The organism is Methylobacterium sp. Leaf456, assembly GCF_001425465.1.
Lineage (GTDB): Bacteria > Pseudomonadota > Alphaproteobacteria > Rhizobiales > Beijerinckiaceae > Methylobacterium.
The window spans coordinates 283,342-306,951 of the sequence record NZ_LMQV01000002.1 but is presented as its reverse complement, the minus strand read 5'-3'; the positions used below and the strand labels follow the sequence as shown (position 1 = coordinate 306,951).

General features: G+C 70.8%; 24 protein-coding genes. 16 read left to right on the top strand and 8 right to left on the bottom strand.

Annotated features, from left to right (window positions below; all coding sequences use genetic code 11):
* Positions 1-32: 32 nt before the first annotated feature.
* The 7 genes from ASG52_RS03585 to ASG52_RS03555 are packed head-to-tail and all read right to left on the bottom strand — an operon-like array spanning position 33 to position 5,675.
* The gene (locus ASG52_RS03585) at positions 33-314 is read right to left on the bottom strand and encodes an MSMEG_0570 family nitrogen starvation response protein (RefSeq protein ID WP_056239104.1); all 282 of its coding nucleotides are present in this window, start codon (positions 312-314) and stop codon (positions 33-35) included.
* The gene (locus ASG52_RS03580) at positions 307-1,482 is read right to left on the bottom strand and encodes an MSMEG_0565 family glycosyltransferase (protein ID WP_056239101.1); all 1,176 of its coding nucleotides are present in this window, start codon (positions 1,480-1,482) and stop codon (positions 307-309) included. Before ASG52_RS03580 ends, ASG52_RS03585 begins: the two co-directional genes overlap by 8 nt.
* Entirely contained in the window at positions 1,479-2,471 is a 993-nt protein-coding gene (locus ASG52_RS03575; protein WP_056239098.1) for a sll0787 family AIR synthase-like protein, read from the bottom strand. Before ASG52_RS03575 ends, ASG52_RS03580 begins: the two co-directional genes overlap by 4 nt.
* Positions 2,471-3,010, bottom strand: a complete 540-nt coding sequence (locus ASG52_RS03570) for an MSMEG_0567/Sll0786 family nitrogen starvation N-acetyltransferase (RefSeq protein WP_056239095.1) — start codon at positions 3,008-3,010, stop codon at positions 2,471-2,473. The genes ASG52_RS03575 and ASG52_RS03570 overlap by 1 nt, the downstream gene beginning before the upstream one ends.
* Positions 3,007-4,110, bottom strand: coding sequence for an MSMEG_0568 family radical SAM protein (locus ASG52_RS03565; RefSeq protein WP_056239506.1), 1,104 nt, complete (start codon positions 4,108-4,110; stop codon positions 3,007-3,009). Before ASG52_RS03565 ends, ASG52_RS03570 begins: the two co-directional genes overlap by 4 nt.
* On the bottom strand, positions 4,064-5,140 hold the full coding sequence (locus tag ASG52_RS03560) for a Nit6803 family nitrilase (RefSeq protein ID WP_056239092.1): 1,077 nt from the start codon (positions 5,138-5,140) through the stop codon (positions 4,064-4,066). The genes ASG52_RS03565 and ASG52_RS03560 overlap by 47 nt, the downstream gene beginning before the upstream one ends.
* A 52-nt stretch (positions 5,141-5,192) precedes the next feature.
* On the bottom strand, positions 5,193-5,675 hold the full coding sequence (locus ASG52_RS03555) for an MSMEG_0572/Sll0783 family nitrogen starvation response protein (protein ID WP_056239089.1): 483 nt from the start codon (positions 5,673-5,675) through the stop codon (positions 5,193-5,195).
* 361 nt (positions 5,676-6,036) lie between these two features.
* Between ASG52_RS03555 and ASG52_RS03550 the strand changes: the two genes are divergently transcribed.
* Positions 6,037-7,467, top strand: a complete 1,431-nt coding sequence (locus ASG52_RS03550; protein WP_056239088.1) for an aminotransferase-like domain-containing protein — start codon at positions 6,037-6,039, stop codon at positions 7,465-7,467.
* 64 nt (positions 7,468-7,531) lie between these two features.
* On the opposite strand, the gene ASG52_RS03545 is transcribed toward ASG52_RS03550, so the two are convergent.
* Positions 7,532-8,389 (bottom strand): S1 family peptidase, encoded by an 858-nt coding sequence (locus tag ASG52_RS03545; protein WP_056239085.1) that lies wholly within the window; start codon positions 8,387-8,389, stop codon positions 7,532-7,534.
* Between the two features lie 369 nt (positions 8,390-8,758).
* Between ASG52_RS03545 and ASG52_RS03540 the strand changes: the two genes are divergently transcribed.
* The 15 genes from ASG52_RS03540 to ASG52_RS03470 all read left to right on the top strand — a co-directional run bounded on the left by ASG52_RS03540 (position 8,759) and on the right by ASG52_RS03470 (position 23,608).
* Positions 8,759-10,639, top strand: coding sequence for a methanol/ethanol family PQQ-dependent dehydrogenase (locus tag ASG52_RS03540; RefSeq protein WP_056239083.1), 1,881 nt, complete (start codon positions 8,759-8,761; stop codon positions 10,637-10,639).
* A gap of 211 nt (positions 10,640-10,850) precedes the next feature.
* Positions 10,851-11,729, top strand: a complete 879-nt coding sequence (gene moxJ, locus ASG52_RS03535) for a methanol oxidation system protein MoxJ (RefSeq protein ID WP_056239080.1) — start codon at positions 10,851-10,853, stop codon at positions 11,727-11,729.
* Between the two features lie 84 nt (positions 11,730-11,813).
* Positions 11,814-12,407 carry a cytochrome c(L), periplasmic gene (gene moxG, locus ASG52_RS03530; protein ID WP_502691026.1) on the top strand — a complete coding sequence of 198 codons (594 nt, stop codon included), beginning with the start codon at positions 11,814-11,816 and terminating at the stop codon, positions 12,405-12,407.
* 92 nt (positions 12,408-12,499) lie between these two features.
* Complete coding sequence (locus ASG52_RS03525; protein WP_056239075.1) at positions 12,500-12,793, top strand: methanol dehydrogenase [cytochrome c] subunit; 294 nt, start codon at positions 12,500-12,502, stop codon at positions 12,791-12,793.
* A 201-nt stretch (positions 12,794-12,994) separates the two neighbouring features.
* Complete coding sequence (locus ASG52_RS03520; RefSeq protein WP_056239072.1) at positions 12,995-14,026, top strand: AAA family ATPase; 1,032 nt, start codon at positions 12,995-12,997, stop codon at positions 14,024-14,026.
* The gene (locus ASG52_RS03515; RefSeq protein WP_056239069.1) at positions 14,023-14,880 is read left to right on the top strand and encodes a DUF58 domain-containing protein; all 858 of its coding nucleotides are present in this window, start codon (positions 14,023-14,025) and stop codon (positions 14,878-14,880) included. The genes ASG52_RS03520 and ASG52_RS03515 overlap by 4 nt, the downstream gene beginning before the upstream one ends.
* A gap of 2 nt (positions 14,881-14,882) precedes the next feature.
* Complete coding sequence (locus tag ASG52_RS03510) at positions 14,883-15,800, top strand: hypothetical protein (protein WP_056239067.1); 918 nt, start codon at positions 14,883-14,885, stop codon at positions 15,798-15,800.
* The gene (locus ASG52_RS03505) at positions 15,800-16,867 is read left to right on the top strand and encodes a vWA domain-containing protein (protein ID WP_056239064.1); all 1,068 of its coding nucleotides are present in this window, start codon (positions 15,800-15,802) and stop codon (positions 16,865-16,867) included. Before ASG52_RS03510 ends, ASG52_RS03505 begins: the two co-directional genes overlap by 1 nt.
* A 271-nt stretch (positions 16,868-17,138) precedes the next feature.
* Positions 17,139-17,765 carry a hypothetical protein gene (locus ASG52_RS03500; RefSeq protein ID WP_056239060.1) on the top strand — a complete coding sequence of 209 codons (627 nt, stop codon included), beginning with the start codon at positions 17,139-17,141 and terminating at the stop codon, positions 17,763-17,765.
* Positions 17,762-18,751, top strand: coding sequence for a vWA domain-containing protein (locus ASG52_RS03495; RefSeq protein ID WP_200945562.1), 990 nt, complete (start codon positions 17,762-17,764; stop codon positions 18,749-18,751). The genes ASG52_RS03500 and ASG52_RS03495 overlap by 4 nt, the downstream gene beginning before the upstream one ends.
* Positions 18,752-18,754: 3 nt before the next feature.
* Positions 18,755-19,294 (top strand): SRPBCC family protein, encoded by a 540-nt coding sequence (locus ASG52_RS03490; protein ID WP_056239058.1) that lies wholly within the window; start codon positions 18,755-18,757, stop codon positions 19,292-19,294.
* On the top strand, positions 19,291-20,232 hold the full coding sequence (locus ASG52_RS03485; protein WP_056239053.1) for a YncE family protein: 942 nt from the start codon (positions 19,291-19,293) through the stop codon (positions 20,230-20,232). Before ASG52_RS03490 ends, ASG52_RS03485 begins: the two co-directional genes overlap by 4 nt.
* Positions 20,229-20,726, top strand: a complete 498-nt coding sequence (locus tag ASG52_RS03480; protein ID WP_082552320.1) for an MxaH protein — start codon at positions 20,229-20,231, stop codon at positions 20,724-20,726. The genes ASG52_RS03485 and ASG52_RS03480 overlap by 4 nt, the downstream gene beginning before the upstream one ends.
* 77 nt (positions 20,727-20,803) lie before the next feature.
* Positions 20,804-21,433, top strand: coding sequence for a response regulator transcription factor (locus tag ASG52_RS03475; RefSeq protein WP_502691025.1), 630 nt, complete (start codon positions 20,804-20,806; stop codon positions 21,431-21,433).
* A 99-nt stretch (positions 21,434-21,532) separates the two neighbouring features.
* The gene (locus ASG52_RS03470; protein WP_056239050.1) at positions 21,533-23,608 is read left to right on the top strand and encodes a YgiQ family radical SAM protein; all 2,076 of its coding nucleotides are present in this window, start codon (positions 21,533-21,535) and stop codon (positions 23,606-23,608) included.
* The last annotated feature ends 2 nt before the right edge of the window (positions 23,609-23,610 follow it).

Sequence of the window (23,610 nt, the reverse complement as noted above, 5' to 3'; positions counted from 1 at the left end):
GGCTCCGTGAGGCTTGAGAGGGGCGTGTCGGCTCAGGGCTCGAAGGCCTCGACGGTGACGTGGCCGCCCGGCGCCTGCCGCTCGGCGGCGGCCTCGATCCGGGCGAGCTGGTCGAGGGCGGCCGAGCAACTGAACCCGTACTTCTCCCGCACCCGGTCGCTGGCGATGGTCAGCGCCGTGCGGGTCTTCTCGACGAAGTCGTCGAGGGGGTAGCTTTCGCCGGGGGCGAAAAACTCCTTCACGACGAGCGAGGGCGAGTAGCAGGCCTCGCGCCGCCCATCGGGCCAGCGGACGTGGAAGCGCATCTCAGGCATGGATCGGCTCCTGTCGGGCGCGGGCGCAGACCGCGTAGGCGGGTCCATGGCGCTCCGCGCAGGCGCGCCAGGAATGGGCGGCGACCCGCGCCGGGGCGGCGGCCCGCAGCCGCGCGCGGATGTCCGGCACCAGCGCCTGCGCCATCGCCGCGGCGATGGCCTCGGAATCGGCCGGATCGACGAACAGGGCGTCGGTTTCCGCGAGGTATTCGGTAAAGGGCGCGAGCCGCGAGACGATTGTCGGCGTGCCGCAGGCCATCGCCTCCAGCACGCAGAGCCCGAAACCCTCCTTCCACGAGGGGAAGGCCAGCGCGTCGGCGATCCGGTAGAGCGCCGGCATCTCGGCCTGCGGCACGGGGCCGGTCTCGATCACGAATTGGCCGATACCGACGTCGAGGCCGTGCGTCGCAAGCAGCGCGTGGCAGCGGGCGCGGTAGGCGGCGTGGTCGAGGAGCGAGGCACCGCCCGCGACCACGAGTTGCGCTCCGGCGTGGCTCTGCCGCAGGCGGGCGAAGGCCGCGACGATGCCGGCGGTGTTCTTGCGCTCCTCGAAGCCGCCGACAGCGAGGATCACCGGCCCGGCGCCGAGGCCAAGGCGTGCCCGCACGGCCGCGTCCACCTCGCTCGGCGTGCTGCGATAGACCGCGAGGTCCACGCCGTTGCCGACGATGTCGGCCCGGGTGCCGAGCTCGTCGGCGATCCGGTCGGCCCAAAGGCGGCTGACGCAGAGCAGGCGCGTGGCCTCGCGGATCGAGCGCTCCTGCCAGTCCGCCAGCAGCGGGTCGGTGAAGCTGTCGATGTGGTGGATCGTGCGGGCGAAGCGCGGGATCAGGCGCCGGTGCCGGAGGGTGGCGAGCGCGTTGCCACCGATCCCGTCATGGGCGTGGAACACGTCGAAGTCGCAGGCCGCCGGCGTCCCGAAATGGCGGAGGTAGTCGTTGATGCGGGCGCGAACGCGCTCGACGGTCGTCTCGCCGACGGATCGGGAGGCGACCGACACGGTCGGGCAGGCCGCATCGCGAAAGAAGCCGCGGCCGGTGGGGTCGGGGGCGTGGACCACCGCCTCGTGGCCCATGGCGCAGAGCGCCTCGGCCAGCGCAAGGCAATGGGCGACGCCGCCGCGCGGGTTGGTCGAGTGGGTCAGGACGGCGATGCGCAGGCCGGTCACGGCGCGGCCTTCGCGTCAGTCCGGCCGCAACCGATGAGCGGGCCGCCGACGAAATCCCAGACCACGGCCTCCTCCGCGCGATCGCGGATGCGCGCGACGCGGCTCGCGTCGAGGCGCCCGATCCCGGCCGCCGCGATGCCGCGCTCGGTGAAGCGCGCAAGCACGGCCGGCGTGCGGTCGGGGCGGACGGCGAGGAGGAAGCCGAAGCTCGGGAAGGCGGTGAGCCAGCGGGCGAGCGGCACGCCGTCCGGGCGGGGGATCGCGGCGAGGTCGATGACGCCGCCGACCCGCGAGCATTCGAGCAGCATCAGCGCGGTGCCGACGATGCCGGCCATGCTGATGTCCTTGGCGGCCACCGCCAGCCCGTCCTCGGCGAGGCCCGGCAGCAGGGCGAGGTCGCCGCGCAGGCGATTCCCCGGTACCCCGGTCGAGGCGTCCCAGTAAGGATTCGGCTCGCGGAAGCGCCCGCGCAGGTCGATGGCCGCGATCAGGTCGTCGCCCGGCGCCGCGTCGAAGCTCGTCAGCAGGCGCGGGCCCGCCCGGCCGAGCACCGCGACCGCGAGGTTGGCAGCGCCCGCGCGGGTGTTGGTGTGGCCGCCGACGATCGGCACACCGTAGAGCGAAGCCGCGTCCGAGAGCCCGGCCAGGATCGGGTCGGCGGTCGCCGCGTCCCGGCTCCACAGGGCATCGACCACCGCGAGCGGGCGCCCGCCCATGGCCGCCACGTCGCTGAGGTTGACCATGATGCCGCAATAGCCGGCAAAGTACGGGTCGACGGAGACGAACCCGTCGAGGAATCCCTCGATGGCGAAGAGCAGGTGGCCGTCGCCGTCGGGGATCGCGGCACAATCGTCGCCGACCGGGACCATTGCGTGCCGCCCCCCGAGCCCGAGCCGCGCGACGACGGCGTCGATGTCGCGCTTGTGGGCGAGGCCGCGCGCCTCGCGGATCCCACGGGCGAGCGCGGGGAGATCGAGGGGCATGCCCATCAAGCGACCTTGGCGAGGGTGATGAGGCCCCATTCGGGGTCGTGCATCGGCGGGTAGGCCGACAGCTCGGCCTGCATCAGGCGATGGGGCCGCCCGTGCAGGTCGATCCGGTCCAGGCTGTCCCAGTGCAGCGCCTCGAACAGCGCGACGTTCTTCTCCTGCACGTGGGCGAGGAAGCGGGTGCAGCCGCGAGCATGGGCGGAGGACACGGCGACCTGGATCAGCCCGGCCCCGAGCGCCGCCGTGCCGCGGAAGGCGGGGGCGACGGCCAGGCGCGAGCCCCACCACTCGCCGGGGGCGGCCTCGTGGATGCGGACCGTGCCGACGACGGCGTCGGCCTCGCCGCTGAGCGTCGAGAGGGCGCAGATGGGAATCGCTTGCGCGTCGATGGCGTCGCGGTCGTCGCCCCGGAAAATGCCTTGCTCGGTGCAGAAGACCTGCCGCCGGAGCGCCGCGCAGGCGCGCCGCTCCCAGGGGGCCACCGCGAACTTCACATGGAAGTGGCTCGGCCGGTACGGCGGAACGGGGTCGAGGATCATGCCGCCGCCCCCGTGCGCTCGTAGCTGGACAAAGCCGAGCAGGCGCCGCAACGCCCGCAGCCGGCCTTGATGTCGGCCGAGCGCAGATTCGCGCGCGCCAACAGGTCGGCGAGCGGCTTGAGGATGGCGTGCATGAAATCCGGCGAGGGCGCCGGATGGCTCTCCAGCGGCGTGCCCGAGATCGGCACGAACGGCACGACGAAGGGATAGACGCCGAGCCCGATCAGGCGCTCGGCGGTGGCCAGGATCGCCTCGGGCGCGTCGCCGAGGCCCGCCAGAATGTAGGTCGAGACCTGACCGCGGCCGAAGACCGGCACGGCGGCTTCGAAGGCGGCAAAGTACCGCTCCAGCGGCACCGACGCCTTGCCGGGCATGATCCGGGCGCGCACGTCGGGCGTCACGGCCTCCAGATGCATGCCCAGCGCGTCGATGCCGGACGCCTTCATCCGCTCGAACCAGCGGTCGTCGTCGGGCGGCTCGCACTGCGCCTGGATCGGCAGATCGACCGCCGCCTTCACGGCGAACGCGCTCTCGCACAGCACGCCCGCGCCGCGGTCGGTGGCGTTCGGCGTGCCCGTCGTCATCACCATGTGCCGCACGCCGTCGAGCAGCACGGCGGCGCGGGCGACTTCCGCCAGCTGCGCCGGGCTCTTGTGCGCGATCGTGCGGCCGGCGCTCAGCGACTGGCCGATGGAGCAGAACCGGCAGGTCTTGGTGCGGCTGGCGTAGCGGATGCAGGTCTGCAGCACGGTGGTGGCGAGCACGTCGCGCCCGTGCAGTACGGCGATCTTGGAATAGGGCACGCCGTCGAAGGTCGAAAGGGCGTAGAAGCGCGGCTTGCCGGGGAAGGTCGCGTGCCCGATCACCGCGCCGTCGTGCTCGATCACCGACACGCCGTCGGCATCCGGGCGGCGCACGAGGAAGGGCGAGTCGAAGGCCGCCTCGGTGTGGACCGGCACCATCACGGTGCGGCCCGCGATGGTCATGGCCTTGTGGTCGGACGGGCCCGCCCCGCCGCGGCGGCTCGGGGCCCCGGCGCGGCTGTCGGCGAGCCTAACGCCGTATGATTGCAACGCGTTGATCAGGCGCTCCGTCGGCATCCCGACCAGACCCGTCACGGCCGGTGCCACGGAGGGAAGACTCGTCGGAAGCGGGCTGCTGCTCATGGTCGAGGCTCCGGGATTCGGACTGAGTGCGGGCCGGCCGGTGCACGAACGGGGCCGGGCGGTCGTCGTGGACGAGGCTCAGGAGTTCGGGCCGGGCGTAGTGGCCGACCGAGTCCATCATCCGCTTGCGCTTGGTCACCAGCGCGAGGTCCATGTCGGCGATCAGGACACCCTCGCCCTCCCGCAGCGGCTCGGCGAGGTGCCGCCCCTCGGGCGAGACGATGGCGGTGCAATTGCCGCCGCGGCAGGCGCCGCGCAGGCGCTCGTCGGGGCAGACCTGGACCACCTGTTCGTCGGTGAGCCAGCCGGTGGCGTTGACCACGAAGCAGGCGGCCTCCAACGCGTGGTGGCGGATCGTCACCTCCATCTGGTCGGCGAAGATCTGGCCGACCAGCGAGCCCGGAAACTGCGCCGCATGGATCTCCTCGTGGCGCGCCATGAGGGCGTAGCGGGCGAGCGGGTTGTAATGCTCCCAGCAGGCCAGCGCCCCGACGCGCCCGACGGCGGTGTCCACCACGTCGAGGCCGGCGCCGTCGCCCTGACCCCAGATCATGCGCTCGTGGTAGGTGGGCGTGATCTTGCGCCGCTTGAGCTTCAGGCTGCCGTCGGCGTCGAAGATCAGCTGCGCGTTGTAGAGCGAGCCGTGGTCGCGCTCGTTGACGCCGAGCACGACCACGGCACCGTGGCGCCGCGCGGCGGCCGAGACCGCCTGCGTGACGGGGCCGGGCACGGTGACGGCGCGCTCGTAGAGTTTGATGTGCTCGGCGCCCTGCATGGCGGGCGGCAGCACGAAGGAGAAGTACGGGTAGTAGGGCAGGAAGGTCTCGGGGAAGACCATGAAGCGCGCGCCCTTGGCCGCGGCCTCTTCGATGGCGTTGAGCACGCGCTCCAGGGTGCCGTCCGGCCGCTCAAGATCCGGCGCGATCTGGACGGCGGCGGCCCGCACGATCCGGCTGTCCGACATGGCTGATCCTCCGACGTGAGACGACGGCCGCGGGGCGCGACCGCCGGGATGCTCAGACGGTCCAAGTGTCGAGGATCACCGCGTTGTCGCGCTTGTGCAGGAGGATGCAGTCGAGCACGTCGAGGGGGTTGATCATGCGGATGCCCTCGATGAAGGCGGCCTCGCCGTGGCCGTAGAGCGCCTGGGTCGAGAACCGGCAGGCATAGACCTTGCCGCCCTCGGACATGAATTTTTCCAGCTGGTTGTTGAAGTTGAGATGGCCCGGAAACGCCTCGTCGCCGAGCCGCGGGAAGCCGCGCTGGACGCCGAGCGTGATGCCGGGGCCGTAGAGCAGGATCGAGGTGTCGAAGCCCTTGCGCTGCAGGCGCGTCGCCTGGAGCAGGTTCACGAGGCCGATCGAGCCCTCGAACGCGACGGTGTGGAAGGTGACGAGCGCCTTCTGGCCCGGCTCCGCCTTCACGTCCTCGAAGACCTTCTCCTCGTAATCGACCAGGAAGTCGCCCTTCTTGTGCGGCTCGCGGTTCACGGCAGGCATGGCTCTCGCTCCTTGAAGGATGAGGCCGCGACGTTCGAGCCGCCGACGGCCACGGGCCCCTCATGGCAATCCGGATGCCAAGCCGCTCCGGACTCGGCGCCGATCAATGCGCTCGAATAGGATGCATACAAATATCCGATCAATCGATCGGGATTGCCCTGCTCGACTACAGCGGGCTGCGCCCAAATCGTCGGCAGGCGATGCGTAGCTTGTGATCAATGTCTGCTTGTTCGCAGGCCATGAATTGTCGGGATTGTATGGATTTTTGTTTCCGACTCTGCCGTGTTGTCCGACGGTACGGCGATTGCAGGCCATACAATCGACCATTGATCGCATCGTGACGCAGCGGAGACCTGAGCGGATGGCGGCGACCGAACGCGGCGGAGATGCAGGCCCGGAGGGCGCCGCGCGGGGCTGGGCGCCCGACCTCAAGCGCTGGGGCAAGCCGCATTATCGCGCCATCGCCGAGGCGCTGGCCGACGACATCCGCACCGGGCGACTCACGCCGGGTACGCGCCTGCCGACCCAGCGGGCGCTGGCCGAGGCGCTCGGCCTGAACTTCACCACGGTGTCGCGGGGCTATGTCGAGGCGCACCAGCGCGGGCTGATCGAGGGGCGCGTCGGCCAGGGCACCTTCGTGGTCGATCCGGGGCGTGCGCCGCGCTCGGATACCACCCCGCCGCGGGTGGGGCCGGCCGACTTTACCATGAACCTGCCGCCCGAGCCCGACGCCCCGGCTTTGCGGGCCCGGATGCAGGCCGCGTTCGCCGAGCTGTCCGGCGATCTCACGAACCTGCTGCGCTACCAGGGCTTCGGCGGGACCGACGCGGACAAGGAGGCGGCGCTACGCTGGCTGAGGGGCCGCGGGATCGAGGCGGCGCGGGAGCGGCTGCTGATCTGCCCCGGCGCGCACAGCGCGCTCTCCGGCGTGCTGGCCCAGGTCGCCCGACCGGGCGAGGCGATCTGCGCCGAGTGCATCACCTATCCGGGCATCCGCGCGCTCGCGGCGCATCTGGGCCTGCGCCTCGTCGGCCTGCCGATGGACCGGCACGGGGTCGATCCCGACGCCTTCGCCGCCGCCTGCACGCGGGTCGCCCCGAAGGCGATCTACCTGAATCCGCTCCTGCAGAACCCGACCACCGCGACCCTGCCGCGGGCAAGGCGCGAAGCGATCGTCGCGGTGGCGCGACGCTACGCCGTCAGCATCATCGAGGACGACGCCTACGCGCATCTCTGTCCGATGCCGCCGCCGAGCTTTTCCGAACTCGCGCCCGAGATCACCTACTACGTGGCGGGTCTGGCCAAGTGCCTGGGCGCGGGCTTGCGCCTCGCCTTCCTCATCGCCCCGAATGCGCGCGCGGCGCTGCCCCTCGCAGGATCGTTGCGCACGGCGACCGTCATGGCCTCGCCGATCGCCACCGCCCTGGCGACGCGCTGGATCATGGACGGCACGGCGGACGCGATCGTGCAGTTCGTCCGCGAGGAATCGGCCGCGCGCCAGCGCATCGCCGCCGCTTTGCTGCCGCGCGAGACCTACACCGCCGATCCGCACGGCTTCCACGTCTGGATCACGTTGCCGGAGGGCTGGACCCGCGCGGCCTTCGCCAGCCAGGGTCGCTCGGCCGGGCTCGGCGTCGTCGGCAGCGACCCGTTCTGCGTCTCCGGCACGCCGCCCGAGGCGGTGCGCCTGTGCCTCGGCGGCCCCTCGACTCGGCCGCAGATCACCCACGGCCTGGAAGTGCTCGCCCACGCGCTCGAAGGTTCGCCCGCGCTCGCCTCGACCTACATCTGACCGCGCGCCGCGCCGCCCGGCGCCATGCCGGGACCGAGTCCCGAGCAGGCCGGGCAGGGCACGATCACGGCGCGCCGTTCGGCCGTCCCGCCGCCTCGCGCAGGGCGTCGAGCAGGGCGCCCTCGATCAGCAGGGCCGAGCCGTAATGGAACTCGATATCGAAGGCGTGGCGCGAGTTCATCGAGAGCGAGGCGCTCTGCATCGCCACCATCCGGCCCGCCTCGTCGAACAGGCCCGAGCCCGAGCCGCCGTAGCCGTCGTTGCAATCGTGGCGGGCCCGCCGCGTGCCGCCCTCGGTCGGCGGATCGACCCGGCGGATGGTGCAGGTCTCCAGGCTGGCCTCGCCCCGGTAATTGCCGTGGCCGCCCGGCGAGACCATGGTGACCGGCAGCGTCTGGTCGCCCGTCGTCAGGGCCGGGGGCGCCTCGGGCAGGGGCTGGGCCGGCGCCTCGGCGGCGTGGGCGAGGCGCAGCAGCGCCCAGTCGTCGGTGATGTGCAGCCGCTCGGCGTCGCGGGCCACGCCGAGCGCCAAGCTGTCGGCGACGAAGTCGTAGTTGCGGCCGCCGATCTGGAAGTAGCAATCCGCCACGATCCGCGTCGTCTCGAGCTGGCGGTTGCGGAAATTGTGGGCGTTCAGCATCACCAGCGTCGGCGCGCCGATCAGCCACGCGGCCGCCGCCTTGCGCGGCACCCCGTCGGAGCGGCGGCACCACAGCACGCCCGCGCCGGGAAAGCGTTGGCGGTCCTCGGCGGTGAGGTCGCGGCGCCCGTCGCGGGGATAGAGCGCGCCGGTGGCGTCCACATCGATCGGATCGGGCGTCTCCTCCGACGCGCGCGCCGGCGTGAGCGCGAGCGCCGCCACGCATCCGATGAGCACGAGTGCGCGCAGCCGACGCCGCCCGGAGCCTAGGCCTCCTCCCATGGACAAAGTGTCTCCCCCGGCTCCCGGTCGAGCCGCTTCGACGAGGGCCCGTTGAGGCGAAGTGGTGGCGCGCAGAGCAAAGCCGGTCAAGTGTGCGCTGCACCTACCGGACGGCAAACTTAAGTTTGCCTTATGCTCCCGCCAACAAATGTCCGACCACCTGAAGACATGTCCTCCAATAAAGTCCTAGAAATTATAGGCGAAGGGGCGCTAATAAGTCTTTCATAAGGCCGCGCTGCTCTAAGGGAATGCTTAGGGACTCGATGCGGATCGTGGATCGACTTGGAAGCGAGCCTGGACCTCGGACTTAAGAAATCTGAGTGGTGCCGCGAGGCCGAAAGGCGTGGCGGTTGAGCGAGGAGACGCAGGATGAGCAGATACGTGACATCGGTCTCGGCACTGGCGATGCTGGCGCTCGCGCCGGTGGCCCTGTCGAGCGGGGCGTTCGCCAACGACAAGCTGGTCGAGCTGTCGAAGAGCGACGACAACTGGGTGATGCCCGGTAAGAACTACGATTCGAACAACTTCAGCGATCTCAAGCAGATCAACAAATCGAACGTCAAGCAGCTCAAGCCGTCGTGGACCTTCTCCACCGGCCTGCTGAACGGCCACGAGGGCGCGCCGCTCGTCGTCGACGGCAAGATGTACATCCACACCTCGTTCCCGAACAACACGTTCGCGCTGGGCTTGGACGATCCGGGCCATATCCTGTGGCAGGACAAGCCGAAGCAGAACCCGGCCGCCCGCGCCGTCGCCTGCTGCGACCTCGTCAACCGCGGCCTCGCCTACTGGCCGGGCGACGGCAAGACCCCGTCGCTGATCCTCAAGACGCAGCTCGACGGTCACGTCGCGGCGCTGAACGCCGAGACCGGCGAGACGGTGTGGAAGGTCGAAAACTCCGACATCAAGGTCGGCTCGACGCTCACCATCGCCCCCTACGTAGTCAAGGACAAGGTGATCATCGGTTCGTCCGGCGCCGAGCTCGGCGTGCGCGGCTACCTCACCGCCTACGACGTCAAGACCGGCGCCCAGGTGTGGCGCGCCTATGCCACCGGTCCGGACAAGGACCTGCTGCTCGCCGACGACTTCAACGTCAAGAACGCCCATTACGGCCAGAAGGGCCTCGGCACCGGCACCTGGGAAGGTGACGCCTGGAAGATCGGCGGCGGCACCAACTGGGGCTGGTACGCCTACGACCCGGGCACCAACCTGATCTACTTCGGCACCGGCAACCCGGCGCCGTGGAACGAGACCATGCGTCCGGGCGACAACAAGTGGACCATGACGATCTTCGGCCGCGACGCCGATACGGGTGAGGCCAAGTTCGGCTACCAGAAGACCCCGCACGACGAGTGGGACTATGCCGGCGTCAACGTCATGATGCTCTCCGAGCAGAAGGACAAGGACGGCAAGGCCCGCAAGCTGCTGACCCACCCAGACCGCAACGGCATCGTCTACACCCTCGACCGCACCGACGGCTCGCTGGTCTCGGCCAACAAGCTCGACGACACGGTCAACGTGTTCAAGTCGGTCGATCTCAAGACCGGCCAGCCGGTGCGCGATCCGGAATACGGCACCCGGATGGACCACCTCGCCAAGGACATCTGCCCCTCGGCGATGGGCTACCACAACCAGGGTCACGATTCCTACGATCCGAAGCGTGAACTGTTCTTCATGGGCATCAACCACATCTGCATGGATTGGGAGCCCTTCATGCTTCCGTACCGTGCGGGTCAGTTCTTCGTCGGTGCGACGCTGAACATGTATCCGGGCCCGAAGGGCGACCGTCAGAACTACGAGGGTCTCGGCCAGATCAAGGCGTACAACGCGATCACCGGCGACTACAAGTGGGAGAAGATGGAGCGCTTCGCGGTGTGGGGCGGTACCATGGCGACCGCGGGCGACCTCGTCTTCTACGGCACGCTCGACGGCTACCTGAAGGCGCGCGATTCCGACACGGGTGACCTTCTCTGGAAGTTCAAGATGCCGTCCGGCGCGATCGGCTACCCGATGACCTACTCCCACAAGGGCAACCAGTACGTCGCCATCTACTACGGCGTCGGCGGCTGGCCGGGCGTGGGCCTCGTGTTCGACCTCGCCGACCCGACCGCCGGTCTCGGCGCGGTGGGCGCCTTCAAGAAGCTTGCCAACTACACCCAGATGGGCGGCGGCGTGATCGTGTTCTCGCTCGACGGCAAGGGTCCCTACGACGATCCGAACGTCGGCGAGTGGAAGTCGGCCGCCAAGTAAGGCCAGCGATCGAAACCTCCTCCTCTCGACGAGAGGGGGGAGGATTCAGGGACGGCGCGGCTCTCGTTCCCCCATCAGAGTCGCGCCGTTCCGGCCTTGCCTCCGATCTTCGGAGGAACAGCCGAATACTCCGGATACAGGCAGCATAAGCCGGCACCGGAACCGTCGCCTCAGACGACGACCCCAAGAAGAATCCCAGAGGAAACGAACGATGCCGCTCGCGAACGGACGCCGCCGCGCGACCGCCCACGCTGTCGCCCTGGCCGCCCTTCTCGGTCTCGCCGGCCCTGCTCTGGCGCAGGAGAAGGCGGCAACGCCGCCGGCCAAACCCGATGCCGGCTCCTTGCGCATCTGCGCCGCCGAGCAGCCGCCGCTCTCGATGAAGGACGGCTCGGGGCTCGAGAACCGGATCGCCACCGCGGTCGCCGAGGCGATGGACCGCAAGGCCCAGTTCGTCTGGATCGGCAAGCCCGCGATCTACCTCGTGCGCGACGGGCTCGAGAAGAACGTCTGCGACGTGGTGGTCGGGCTGGATGCCGACGACGAGCGCGTGCTGACCACCAAGCCGTATTACCGTTCGGGCTACGTCTTCATCACCCGCGCCGACCGCGACCTCGACATCAAGTCGTGGAGCGATCCGCGGCTGAAGGAGATCGACCACATGGTGGTCGGCTTCGGCACCCCCGGCGAGGCGATGCTCAAGGACATCGGCCGCTACGAGGAGGACATGGCCTACCTCTACTCGCTGGTGAACTTTCGCGCGCCGCGCAACCAGTACACCCAGATCGATCCGGGTCGGATGGTCTCCGAAGTCGCCACCGGCAAGGCCGACGTGGCGGTGGCCTTCGGACCGGACGTCGCCCGCTACGTGCGCGATTCCTCGACCAAGCTGCGCGTGACGCCGGTGCCCGACGACACCACCCGCAGCGACGGCCGGAAGATGCCCCAGAGCTTCGACCAGGCCATGGGCGTGCGCCGCGCCGACACCGCGTTGAAGACCGAGCTCGACGCGGCCATCGCCAAGGCCAAGCCCCGCATCGAGGCGATCCTGAAGGAAGAGGGCGTGCCGGTCCTCCCCGTCTCGAACTGATTTTTCGGTCGCCGGCCCTCGTGGGCCGGCACCTCTCCCAGAAGAAAACGACAAAAATCTCAGGAAGCGACACTCATCCCGATGATGCGAAAGACTACGATCGCAACCGCCCTCGCCACGCTCGTCGTGCTCGGCGGCGCGGGCCTGACGGCCCTCGCGCAGCCGCAATCGGCCCCGCAATCGGGCGTCGTGTTCCGCAACACGGTGACGGGCGAGAACCTCGACGTCAGCCAGGGCAAGGAGGGCGGCCGCGACACGCCGGCCGTCAAGAAGTTCCTCGAGACCGGCGAGAATCTCTACATCGACGACAAGTCGTGCCTGAGGAACGGCGAGAGCCTGTTCGCCACCTCGTGCTCCGGCTGCCACGGCCACTTGGCGGAAGGCAAGCTGGGGCCGGGCCTCAACGACAATTACTGGACCTACCCGTCCAACACGACCGATGTCGGCCTGTTCGCGACGATCTTCGGCGGCGCCAACGGCATGATGGGCCCGCACAACGAGAACCTGACGCCCGACGAGATGCTTCAGACCATCGCCTGGATCCGGCACCTCTACACGGGGCCGAAGCAGGATGCGCTGTGGCTCAACGACGAGCAGAAGAAAGCTTACACGCCCTACAAGCAGGGCGACGTCATCCCGAAGGACGCCAAGGGCCAGTGCAAGCCGCTGGAGGAGTGATCCTTTCGGGTTTCAGGGCCGGATCGCACCCGGCGCGATCGAGGGGGCGGCTCGCCGCTCGCGACCAACGCAACCAAAAAACGGAGGAAACCATGAAGACCGTGCTCATCGCCGCCGTGTCCGTCATCGCCGCCGCGGGCTTCGCCGCCCCGGCCGCCGCCTATGACGGCACCAAGTGCAAGGCCCCGGGCAATTGCTGGGAGCCCAAGCCCGGCTTCCCGGAAAAGATCGCCGGCTCGAAGTACGACCCGAAGCACGACCCCAAGGAGCTGAACAAGCAGGCCGATTCCATCAAGCAGATGGAAGAGCGCAACAAGAAGCGCGTCGACAACTTCAAGAAGACCGGCAAGTGGGAATACGACGTCAGCAAGATCGCGGCGAACTGATCCGCTGCTGAGTAACCCTCCCCCCTTCTGCGGGGGAGGGTGCCCTGCGGATGCGAGGCGGGAGAGGGGCCGGCTCCGCATTGTCCGGCGCCGTCGCTCCCCTCACCCGCTCCTCACTGACGCGAGGCCCACCCTCTCCCGCAGAGGGAAGAGGGATGCGCCCGGCGCTCCTAAAAAAACGAAAAAGGGCCCATCCGGCGAATGAACACCCTGCGCCCCGGCGACGCGATGCTGACCGATTGGCGGGAGGCCGCCACGCGTTTCGAGCGCGAGATCGCCAAGGCGGTGGTCGGCCAGGAGCGGGCGATCCGCCTCGTCACCATCGCGATCTTCGCCCGCGGCCACGTCATGCTCGAAGGCGATGTCGGCGTCGGCAAGACCACGCTGCTGCGCGCGGTCGCGCGGGCCCTGGGCGGCGCCTACGAGCGCGTCGAGGGCACGGTCGACATGATGCCGACCGACCTGATCTATCACACCTATCTCGGCGAGGACGGGCGCCCGCGGGTCGAGCCCGGCCCAGTGCTGCGGCAGGCGCAGGACCTGTCGGTGTTCTTCTTCAACGAGATCAACCGTGCCCGGCCCCAGGTCCACGCGCTGCTCCTGCGCATCATGGCCGAGCGCAGCGTCGCGGCGTTCAACCGCGAATATCGCTTCCCGAACCTCCAGGTCTTCGCCGACCGCAACCGCGTCGAGCGCGAGGAGACCTTCGAGCTGCCGGCGGCTGCCCGCGACCGCTTCCTGATGGAGATCGGCATGGAGGCGCCGCGCGATGCCGAGGCGCGCCGCGCCCTCGTGTTCGATCCGCGCTTCCACGACACCGACCGCCTGATGGACGCCGTCGGCGCGGGCGTGCTCGACCACGATCGCATCGGCGCCATCGCCAGCGCGATCCAGCATGCGGTGCGGGCGGAGGCAGCGATCGAGGCCTACGTCATCGGCCTGTGGGAGGCGCTGGTGCGCCCGTCCGCCGTCGGCATCCGCCTGTCGGGAATCGACATGGAGCGGCTGGTGCAGGGCGGCGCCTCGCCCCGCGGCGTCGCCTTTCTGGTCCGCGCCGCCCGCGTCCGGGCGTGGCTGGAGGGCCGCGACTGGCTGGTGCCGGAGGACATCCGCGCGGTCTTCCCCGAGGTGATGGCCCACCGCGTCTTCCTCGAACCGGTCTACGAGATGCGCCGCTCGGAGATCGTGCCCGAACTGATCCGCGCCGTGTTCGACACGGTGCCGGCCCCGTGAGCGCCCCGGAGGACGGGGCCGACATCGTCTATTGGCCGCGCTGGCGGCCGGGCGGCCACCGGGTCGGCGCCCATCGCGGGCGCGACGCCGGGGGGCTCGGCACGTTTCGCGACACGGTGAGCTTCCTGCGCCTGCCGGATGCCCGGCGCATCGACATTCGCGCGAGCTTGCGCGATCCGTTCGAGGGCGTGGCGGTGCGCAGGTTCGAGGCGCGCAGCCCCGTCGAGACCTACGCACTGATCGACCTCTCGGCCTCCATGCGCTTCCGCGGCCGGGCCGACCGGCTCGGGCTCGCCACGGCCTTCTGCACCGCGCTCGCCCGCTCGGCGACCCGCATCGGCGACGGCTTCGGCCTGATGGCGGCGGACGCCGCGTTCCGCGAAGACCTCTACCTCCCCGCCACCCGCCACCGCGCCGCGGCGACGCTCGCCGCCGCCCGGATCGGCGAGGCGACCTGCGCGGGCGCCAGCGCCGAGGGGCTGATGGAGGCCGCGCGCCGGCTCGCGGGCCGCCCGAAGCTCGTCTTCCTCGTCTCGGACTTCCGTTGGCCGGAGGCCGCGATCACCCGCGTCCTCTCCGCGCTCGCCCTCCACGACGTGACGCCGGTGCTGCTCGCCGACACGCTGGAGGACGACGGCCTGCCGGCCTTCGGCCTCGTCGAACTCGACGATCTGGAGGGCGCCGGCCGCCGGCTCGTCCTCCTGCGCCCGAGCTTGCGCCGCCGCTGGCGACAGCGCGAGGTCGAGCGGATCGAGACCCTGCGCCGCCTCTGTACCCCCTTCGCCCGCCCCCCCTTCCGCCTCGCCGACCGCTTCGACGCGGAAGCGTTGACCCGTCACCTGCTGACGACGTGACGATGCGCGCGCTCCTCCTCGTCCTCCTGATCCTCGTCACCTCACCCGCGCTCGCCCAGGTGCGCGGCGTCGAACTGCGCGTGCCGCGCGCCTTCGGCTACTTCCTCGGCGACCTCGTGCAGGTGCAGGCCGACATCCGGGTCGATCCGGGATTCACATTGCAGCGCCCGTCGCTGCCGAAGCCCGGCCCGGTCACCTACTGGCTCGATCTGCGGTCGGTCGCGGTCGAGGAGCGGCGCGAGGGCGACGCCACCCTGATCCGCCTGCGTCTGACCTATCAGGATTTTTACGCGGCGCTGGATTCCCGCACTCTCGACGTGCCGGGTTTCGCCCTGACGATCGAGAGCGACGGCAAGGGCGGGCTCACCACCGCGACCGCGCAGGTGCCGGCCTGGAAGATCGGCGTCTCGCCGTTGCGCGAAGTGCAGCCCGAGCGCCGCGACGACCCGGCCGAATACCTGCTCCCCGACGGGCGGGCCCCGCGCCTCGATCCGCAGCCCGCGACCGCCACGGCGCTCACCCTGCTGGCGCTCGCGGCGCTGGCCCTGGTGCCGCTCGCCCGCGACCGCGCCTGGGGGCCGTTCGCGCCCCGGCGCGGGCGCCCCTTCGCCCTGGGCCTGAAGGCCCTGCGCCGGGTGAAGCGCAAGGCTGAGGGCGATGATCGCACCCGCGCGGCGTTCCTCGCCCTGCACCGCGCCCTCGACGCCACCGCCGGGCGCCGGGTGCTGGCCGACGACCTCTCCCTTTTCCTCGCCGGCCACTCCGCCTTCCGCGGGCAGGAGGAGGGTCTGAAAAAATTCTTCGCGGCGTCGCGGCAGGCGTTCTTCGGCCGGGAGACCGAGGCCGCCGCCCGGGTCTTCCCGTTGAGCGACGTAGAGGCTCTGCTCGCCCGTCTCGCCGCCGCCGAGCGGAGCGCCTAATGGGCGCGCCCCTCGGTTCCTTCGGCGTGGCGACGCCCTGGCTGCTGTGGCTGCTGCCGCTGGCGCTTCTGCCGTTGCTGCGCTCGGCCACCCGCCGCACCGCCATCTCCGCGGTCTCGGCCGCACCCGCGGACCCGCTCTCGGCGGCCCTGAGCGCGGTGCTGACGGGGGCCGGCCTCCTGGCGCTCACCGGGCTGATCGTGGCGCTCGCCGGCCCCTATCGGGCGGGCGAGAGCGTGACCCGCACCGGCATCGGCGCGCAGGTGTCGATGCTGATCGACCGCTCCGGCAGCATGAACGAGACCTTTGCCGGCCGTCAGCCCTCGGGCGAGGAGGAATCGAAGGCGGCGGCCTCGCGGCGCATCCTCGGCGCCTTCGTCGGCGAGCGGGCACACGATCTCTTCGCCGTCACCGCCTTCTCGACCGCGCCGATGCTGGTGATGCCGATGACCGACCGGCGCGACGCCGTGCGCGCGGCGATCTCGGCGATCGACCGGCCGGGCCTCGACTACACCAACGTCGCCCGCGGCCTCGGGATGGCGCTGTCGCAGTTCGGCCCCGCGGCGCCCGGCGTGTCGCGGGCGCTGCTGCTGGTCTCGGACGGGGCGGCGGTGATCGATCCGCGCATCCAGGCGCAGCTGCGGGCCGAATTCGCGAAGGTGCGGCCGAACCTCTACTGGCTGTTCCTGCGCACCAAGGGTTCGCCCTCGATCCACGACAAGCCCGCGGGCGAGGACACGCCCCAGGCCGCGCCCGAGCGTCATCTCGACCTGTTCTTCAAGAGCCTCGCCGTGCCCTACCGCGCCTTCGAGGCGGAGGGCGCGGAGGCCGTCGCCGGCGCCGTGCGCCAGATCGAGGCGCTGGAGCGCGACCCGATCCCCTACACCGAGATCCGCCCCCGGCGGGATCTGACCGGCTATGCCTACGCGGTCGCAGCGCTCGGGCTGCTGCTGCTGGTGCTGGCCAAGCTCGCCGAGGCGGATTTCCTGAGACAGGGGGCGCGCGCTACGGGGGAACGCGCCGCGCCGGCCGGGCAGGCTGGGGCAGAGCGGAGGAAGGCGGCATGAGCCCGCCTCCGATCAGCCGATCCGGCTACCCCTTCATCCCCTCTCCCCGCACGCGGGGAGAGGGCCGCGACGACCTCGTCGTCGGCGCGGCAAGCCGGCAGGCGAAGGTGAGGGGGACTCACCGAAGGCGTCTCTCCCGTAACCGCCCCCTCACCGCCGCTGCGGCTACGCCTGCGCTTCCTGTAGGGACGACGAGGTCCCTACAGGCCTCTCCCCGCATGCGGGGAGAGGGGGAAGCCGCACCCGGTCGCATCGCTCAGCCGGAGGCCGCATGACCTCGCTCATCCTCTCACACTCCGCCCCCTCTCGGCGCATCCGTCTCGCGGCGGGTGTCGGCACCGTGTGGCGGGCAACCCGGCCGCATCTGCTCGTCCTGCTACCGATCCTGCTGCTCGCAGGCGCCGTCGCGGCGGGCGTCGCGGCGTGGAACGCGTCGCGGACCAACGCGGCCATCGCGGCGCTGGAGGGCGGGCGCGACGTCGCCGTGGCGCCGGACGCCCCCGTGGCGCTTCTCGTCGCGCGCACGAAATTTCTGGCGGCGCGGGATCGGCTGGAGGAGGCCGAGCCGCTGTTGGAGGGCCTCGACCGCAGCGGAGCGACCGACGGCGCGGCCCGCGCCCGCTATGTCCTGGCCAACGCCCGCGTGCGAAAAGCCTTCGACCTCATCGGCCGGGGCGATCTCGACAAGGCCGGCCCGCAGGTGACGCTGGCGCGGCAGGATTACCGCCGGGCGCTCCAGGCCCGACCGGATTTCTGGGACGCGAAGTTCAACTTCGACGTCGCCTCGCGCCTGATCCGCGACTTTCCCGAGTTCGACCGCAAGTTCGGCGACGAACTGAAGGCCGAGCCCAAGCAGATCTGGACAGACATCCCCGGCCAGCCGCGGGGTGGACCGTGAATCCAGTCCGCCATCTGCCACTCGGAAAAAACCTGCGCGACCGCCGCTTCCAGGCGCTCGCCGCCGCGCTCGTGCTGGCGCTCGCCGCCGTGTTCGCCGGGCCGCTGCCCCTGACCCGCTCCGGCGTCGCGGTGCTGGCGGTGGTGGACATCACCGGCAGCATGAACGTGCGCGACTACACCCTCGACGGCAAACCCGCGAGCCGGCTCGACGTCGCCAGGGCAGGCTTACGCCGGATGGTGGCGGAACTGCCCTGCGGCTCGCGCCTCGCGCTGGCGCTGTTCACCGAGCGGCGCCCGTTCCTCCTGTTCACGCCGATCGAGGTGTGCGCCGACTTCGCGCCGCTCGACGGCGCGCTCGCGGGAATCGACTGGCGCATGGCCTGGGAGGGCGACAGCCGCATCACCGCGGGCCTGCACCGGGCGATCCAGATGGCGGGGGAACTCGACACCGACCTCCTGTTCGTCACCGACGGGCAGGAGACGCCGCCCCTCCCCTCCACCGGTCTGCCGCCCTTCGACGGCAAGCCCGGCGCGGTGCGCGGCCTGATCGTCGGGGCGGGCGGGCACGCGCTGTCGCCGATCCCGAAATACAACGACCGCGGCCGCGAGGCCGGCTTCTACGGCGAGACCGACGTCCAACAGGAGAACCGCTTCGGCCCGCCGCCGGACGACGCGGAATCGCGCGAGGGCTACAACCCGCGCAACGCTCCCTTCGGCGCGTCCGCTGCCAAGGGCACCGAGCATCTCTCCTCCGTGCGCGAGCCGCATCTCAAGGCGCTCGGTGCCCAGACAGGCCTCGCCTACGCCCATCTCGACGGGCCGGACGGCCTCGCCGCCACCCTCACCGCCGCCGCGACGCCGCGCCCGCTGCCCGGACGGATCGATCCGCGGCCTTTTCTCGGCGGCCTCGCGCTGGCGCTGGCGCTCGCCGCCTTCCTCGCGGGCTTTCGCCCGGCCCGCCCCCTTCAGCCCACCAGGATGTAACGCATGCGTCTCTCGCTCCTCGCCTTGCCGCTCGCGCTCGCCGCCACCGCGGCGCTTGCCCACGGCCCGACGCCGCAGAAGGTCAGCCAGTCGATCACGATCAAGGCGAGCCCCGACGCCGTCTGGAAGGTCGCGGGCGACTTCGCCGGCATCGGCCAATGGCACCCGGACATCGCCAAGGCCGAGGGCAAGGGCGGCAACGGGGAGGGCGGCAGCCGCACGCTCACGTTGAAGAACGGCGGCACCCTCACCGAGGGCCTCGACGAGTGGAAGGCGGACGCGCGCTCCTATTCCTACCGCATGTCGGGTGAGCCGGACCTGAAGGCGCTGCCGGTTTCCTCCTACTCGGCGACCTTCACGGTTTCGCCGGAAGGCGACGGCGCCAAGGTCGAGTGGATGGGCCGGTTCTACCGCGGCGACACCGGCAACGAGCCGCCGGACAACCTCAGCGACGACGCCGGCCGCGAGGCGATGAACCGCTTCTTCTCCGACGGGCTGAAGGGCCTGAAGGCCGCCGCCGAGGGGGGCAAGCGGACGCAATGAGTTGGCCGCTCCTCGCCGCGATCCTCTTCGCTCTCTCCGGCGCGCCCGCGCTCGCCGGCACGGTCTGGGTCGCGAGCCAGCAGGGGGCGCGGCTGTCGCGGATCGAGGCGGGTACTGTCGCCGACGCCGCGGCGGTGCCGTCGGCCCCCGCGACGGTCGCGGCAGGGGGCGGGCTGTTGTTCCTCAGCCATCCCGACGGGCACGCGATCACGGTGGCGGAGGCGGCGACGGGCCGGGTGCTGCGGCGCCTGCCCTATGCCGGTCAGGTATTCGGCCTCGCGGCCTCGGCGGACGGCCGCACCGTCTTCGCCACCGACTGGTCGGGCCACCGCGTCGATCGGATCGCGGCGGCGGACGGGCGCGTCGAGGGGTCGGCCCCAACGGGTCGCGATCCGGCCCATCTCGTCCTCGACCGGACCGGGCGGCTGTTCGTCGCCGACCGGGAGAGCCGACAGGTCAGCGTGATCGACGCCGCCCGGATGGAGCGGGTCGCGACGATTCCCGTGGGCGAGGCGCCGTTCGCGCTGGCGCTCGACCCGGCCGAGGCGCGCCTCTACGTCGGCAACGTGCGCAGCAATAGTCTCACCGTGATCGACACCACCGCGTTGAAGGCGGTCGCCACCGTGCCGGCCGGGGCGATGCCCTACGGCGTCGCGGTCAGCCCCGATGGGGCGCGGGTGCTGGTGACGAATCAGGGCGCCGGGACCGTCACGGCGCTCGATGCGGCCTCCCTCGCGATCGCGGCGACCATCGGCGTCGGCCGGTATCCCGAGGGAATCGTGGTGGCGGGCGAGGGCGGCGCGGCCCGCGCCTACGTCGCCAACTGGTTCTCGGACGACGTGAGCGTGATCGATCTGACGAGCCTCAAGGCGGTGGCACGCCTGCCCGTGGCCGAGGGGCCGCGCAGCCTCGCGGTGGCGTCGGAGGGCGGCCGATGAGGTGGTCTCTCCTGCTTCTGCCACTGTTTCTCGCGGCCTGCGGCAGCGAGGAGCCGCGCGAGGAGGGCCAATCGGTCGTCGCCCGCACCTCCGAGGGCGAGCTGCCCGGCTGGCTCACCCCGACCGACGGGACCGACCCGGCCCGCTGGCTCGCCGGCCGCGAGGCGGGCCGCCCGCTGGCGGACGATGCCCCCGAGGTCGCGGCTTTGCGCACTTCGCTCAAGACCGCCCGCACCGGCTTCGTCGAGGACCCGCGGATGATGGCCAACCGCACGGTGCAGCTCGGCCAGATGCTCGCCGAGATCGGCAAGCCCGAGCCCTATCGCCGCCTGATCGACGGCCTCGGCGGCATCGCGGGCCAACGGGGCCGTCACAAGAGCCTCTACGGCGAGATGGTCCAGCACTATTACAACGCCCGCGCCCAGGGCGCCGACCACGAGGCGGCGCTGGCGCGGCTCGCCTCTCATGACATCCGGGTGACGACGCAACCGTGACCACCGCCCTGATCGACAGACCCGTCTCCGGACCCTCCGGCACCGTCCCGGCGCCCGACCGGTCGGACGGCCTCCTCGTGGTCGACGACCATCCGGTCGTGCTGGGCGGCGTCCGCTCGCTCGCTGGCCAAGCCGGCTTCCGGACGATCCATGAGGCGACCGACATCGTCTCGGGCTACCGCGTCTTTCACCGTCATCGGCCGCCCCTCGTCGTGACCGATCTGAGCTTCCGCGACAGCGGCCTCTCCGGCCTGTCGCTGATCCGGCGCCTCAAGGCACTGGAGCCGGAGGTACGCATCCTCGCCTTCAGCATGCATGCGGACCCGATCGTGGTCGCCCGCGCCCTCGAGGGCGGCGCGCTCGGCTTCGTGCTGAAGGATGCCGGCAGCGGCGCCTTCCTCGACGCGCTCGCCGCGGTGAAGGCCGGCCGGGTCAGCCTGCCGCACGCGCTCGCCACCGAGGTTGCGATGCTGAACCGGACGGTGCGGCCCGCGCCGCTCGCCACCCTGTCGGTGCGCGAGCTGCAGATCCTCTCGCTGATGAGCCGGGGCAAATCCTACGAGGTGATCGCCGACACGCTCTCGGTGAGCTACCGCACCATCGTCAACGCCAGCGCGCTCATGCGGAGCAAGCTCGGCGTCCAGTCGCGGGCCGGACTGATCCAGATCGCCGTCGAGCAGCGGGCGAGCGGCGCCTTCGCCGACTGACCGCCGCATCGCTTAGCCCCGTCGCCTCCGGCCGGCGGCACGGTGTCGCCGTCCCGCCTTCGTTGAGATCGCGGGCCCGGTGGCCTATGCAGGGGAACCATGGAACTCCAAGCGTCCACCCCACGACTTCCGGCCCTCGCGTCCCCCCTGGCCTGCAAGCCGCCGCCCGCGGGCAGGGCGGCGCCGTTCCTGCCGATGAGCCGCGCCGAGATGGCCGCCCTCGGCTGGGACGCCTGCGACATCGTGCTGGTGACGGGCGACGCCTACGTCGATCACCCGAGCTTCGGCATGGCCATCATCGGCCGACTGCTCGAAGCGCAGGGTTTTCGGGTCGGCATCATCGCCCAGCCCGACTGGCAGTCGGCCGAGCCGTTCAAGGCGCTGGGGAAGCCGAAGCTGTTCTTCGGCGTCACCGGCGGCAATCTCGATTCGATGGTCAACCGCTACACCGCCGACCGGCGCCTGCGCCACGACGACGCCTACACGGCCGGCGGCGAGGGCGGGAAGCGGCCGGACCGCAGCACCATCGTCTACACCCAGCGCTGCCGCGAGGCGTTCAAGGACGTGCCGATCGTGCTCGGCGGCATCGAGGCGTCGCTGCGCCGCATCGCCCACTACGATTACTGGTCCGACAAGGTGCGCCGCTCTATCCTGGCCGACGCCAAGGCCGACCTCTTGATCTACGGCAACGCCGAGCGCGCCGTGGTCGAGGTGGCCAACCGCATGGCCGCGGGCGAGGCGCCGCACCAGCTCGATTCGGTGCGCGGCGTCGCGCTGTTCCGCCGCGTGCCCGAGCACTACACCGAACTCCCCGCCGACGACCTCGATTCCACCGACGAGGCCGCCGCCCGCAAACCCGGCGACACCGTGATCCGGCTGCCGGCCTACGACGAGGTCAAGGACGACAAGGAGGCCTATGCCCGCGCCTCGCGGGTGCTGCACCGGGAGGCCAATCCCGGCAACGCGCGCCCGCTCGTCCAGCGCCACGGCGACCGCGACCTGTGGCTGAACCCGCCGCCGATCCCGCTCTCCAGCGACGAGATGGATGCGGTCTACGATCTCCCCTACGCGCGGGCCCCGCATCCGTCCTACGGCGAGGCCAAGATCCCCGCCTGGGACATGATCAAGTTCTCGGTGACGATCATGCGCGGCTGCTTCGGCGGCTGCACCTTCTGCTCCATCACCGAGCACGAGGGCCGCGTCATCCAGAACCGCTCGGAGGGCTCGATCCTGCGCGAGATCGAGCACATCCGCGACAAGACCCCCGGTTTCACCGGCGTGATCTCGGATGTCGGCGGGCCCACGGCCAACATGTACCGAATGGCCTGCAAGGACCCGAAGATCGAGGCGGCCTGCCGCCTGCCGTCCTGCGTCTTCCCGGACATCTGCCCGAACCTGAACACCTCGCACGACGACCTGATCCGGCTCTACCGCAAGGTGCGCGAGGTGGAGGGCGTCAAGAAGGTGATGGTCGCCTCCGGCGTGCGCTACGATCTGGCCGTGCGCAGCCCCGAATACGTCGAGGAGTTGGTGACGCACCATGTCGGCGGGCGCCTCAAGATCGCGCCGGAGCACACCGAACGCGGGCCGCTCGACCTGATGATGAAGCCGGGCATCGGCACCTACGACCGCTTCAAGGAGATGTTCGATGCCGCCGCCGAGAAGGCCGGCAAGAAGTACTACCTGATCCCGTACTTCATCGCGGCGCATCCGGGTACGACCGACGAGGACATGCTGCACCTCGCGCTGTGGCTCAAGAAGAACGACTACCGCGCCGACCAGGTGCAGACCTTTCTTCCCTCGCCGATGGCGACCGCCACCGCGATGTACCACACCGAGGTCAACACGCTGAAAGGCGTGCGGCGCGGCGGCAGCGAGCCGGTCGAGGCGATCAAGGGCCTGCGCCAGCGGCGCCTCCACAAGGCGTTCCTGCGCTACCACGACCCCGAGAACTGGCCGCTCCTGCGCGAGGCCCTGCGGGAGATGGGCCGTGCCGACCTGATCGGGCCGCGGCCGGACCAGCTCGTGCCGCTGTCGCAGCCGCCGGGCACCGGCTTGGGCAAGGGCGCCGGCAAGGGGGCCGGCAAGAGCAACGGGCGCGGTCAGCCGCGGCACGAATATCGCCCCGGCGGCGGGCAGCGCTTCACCACCAAGGGCGTGCCGCTGCAGAAATAATG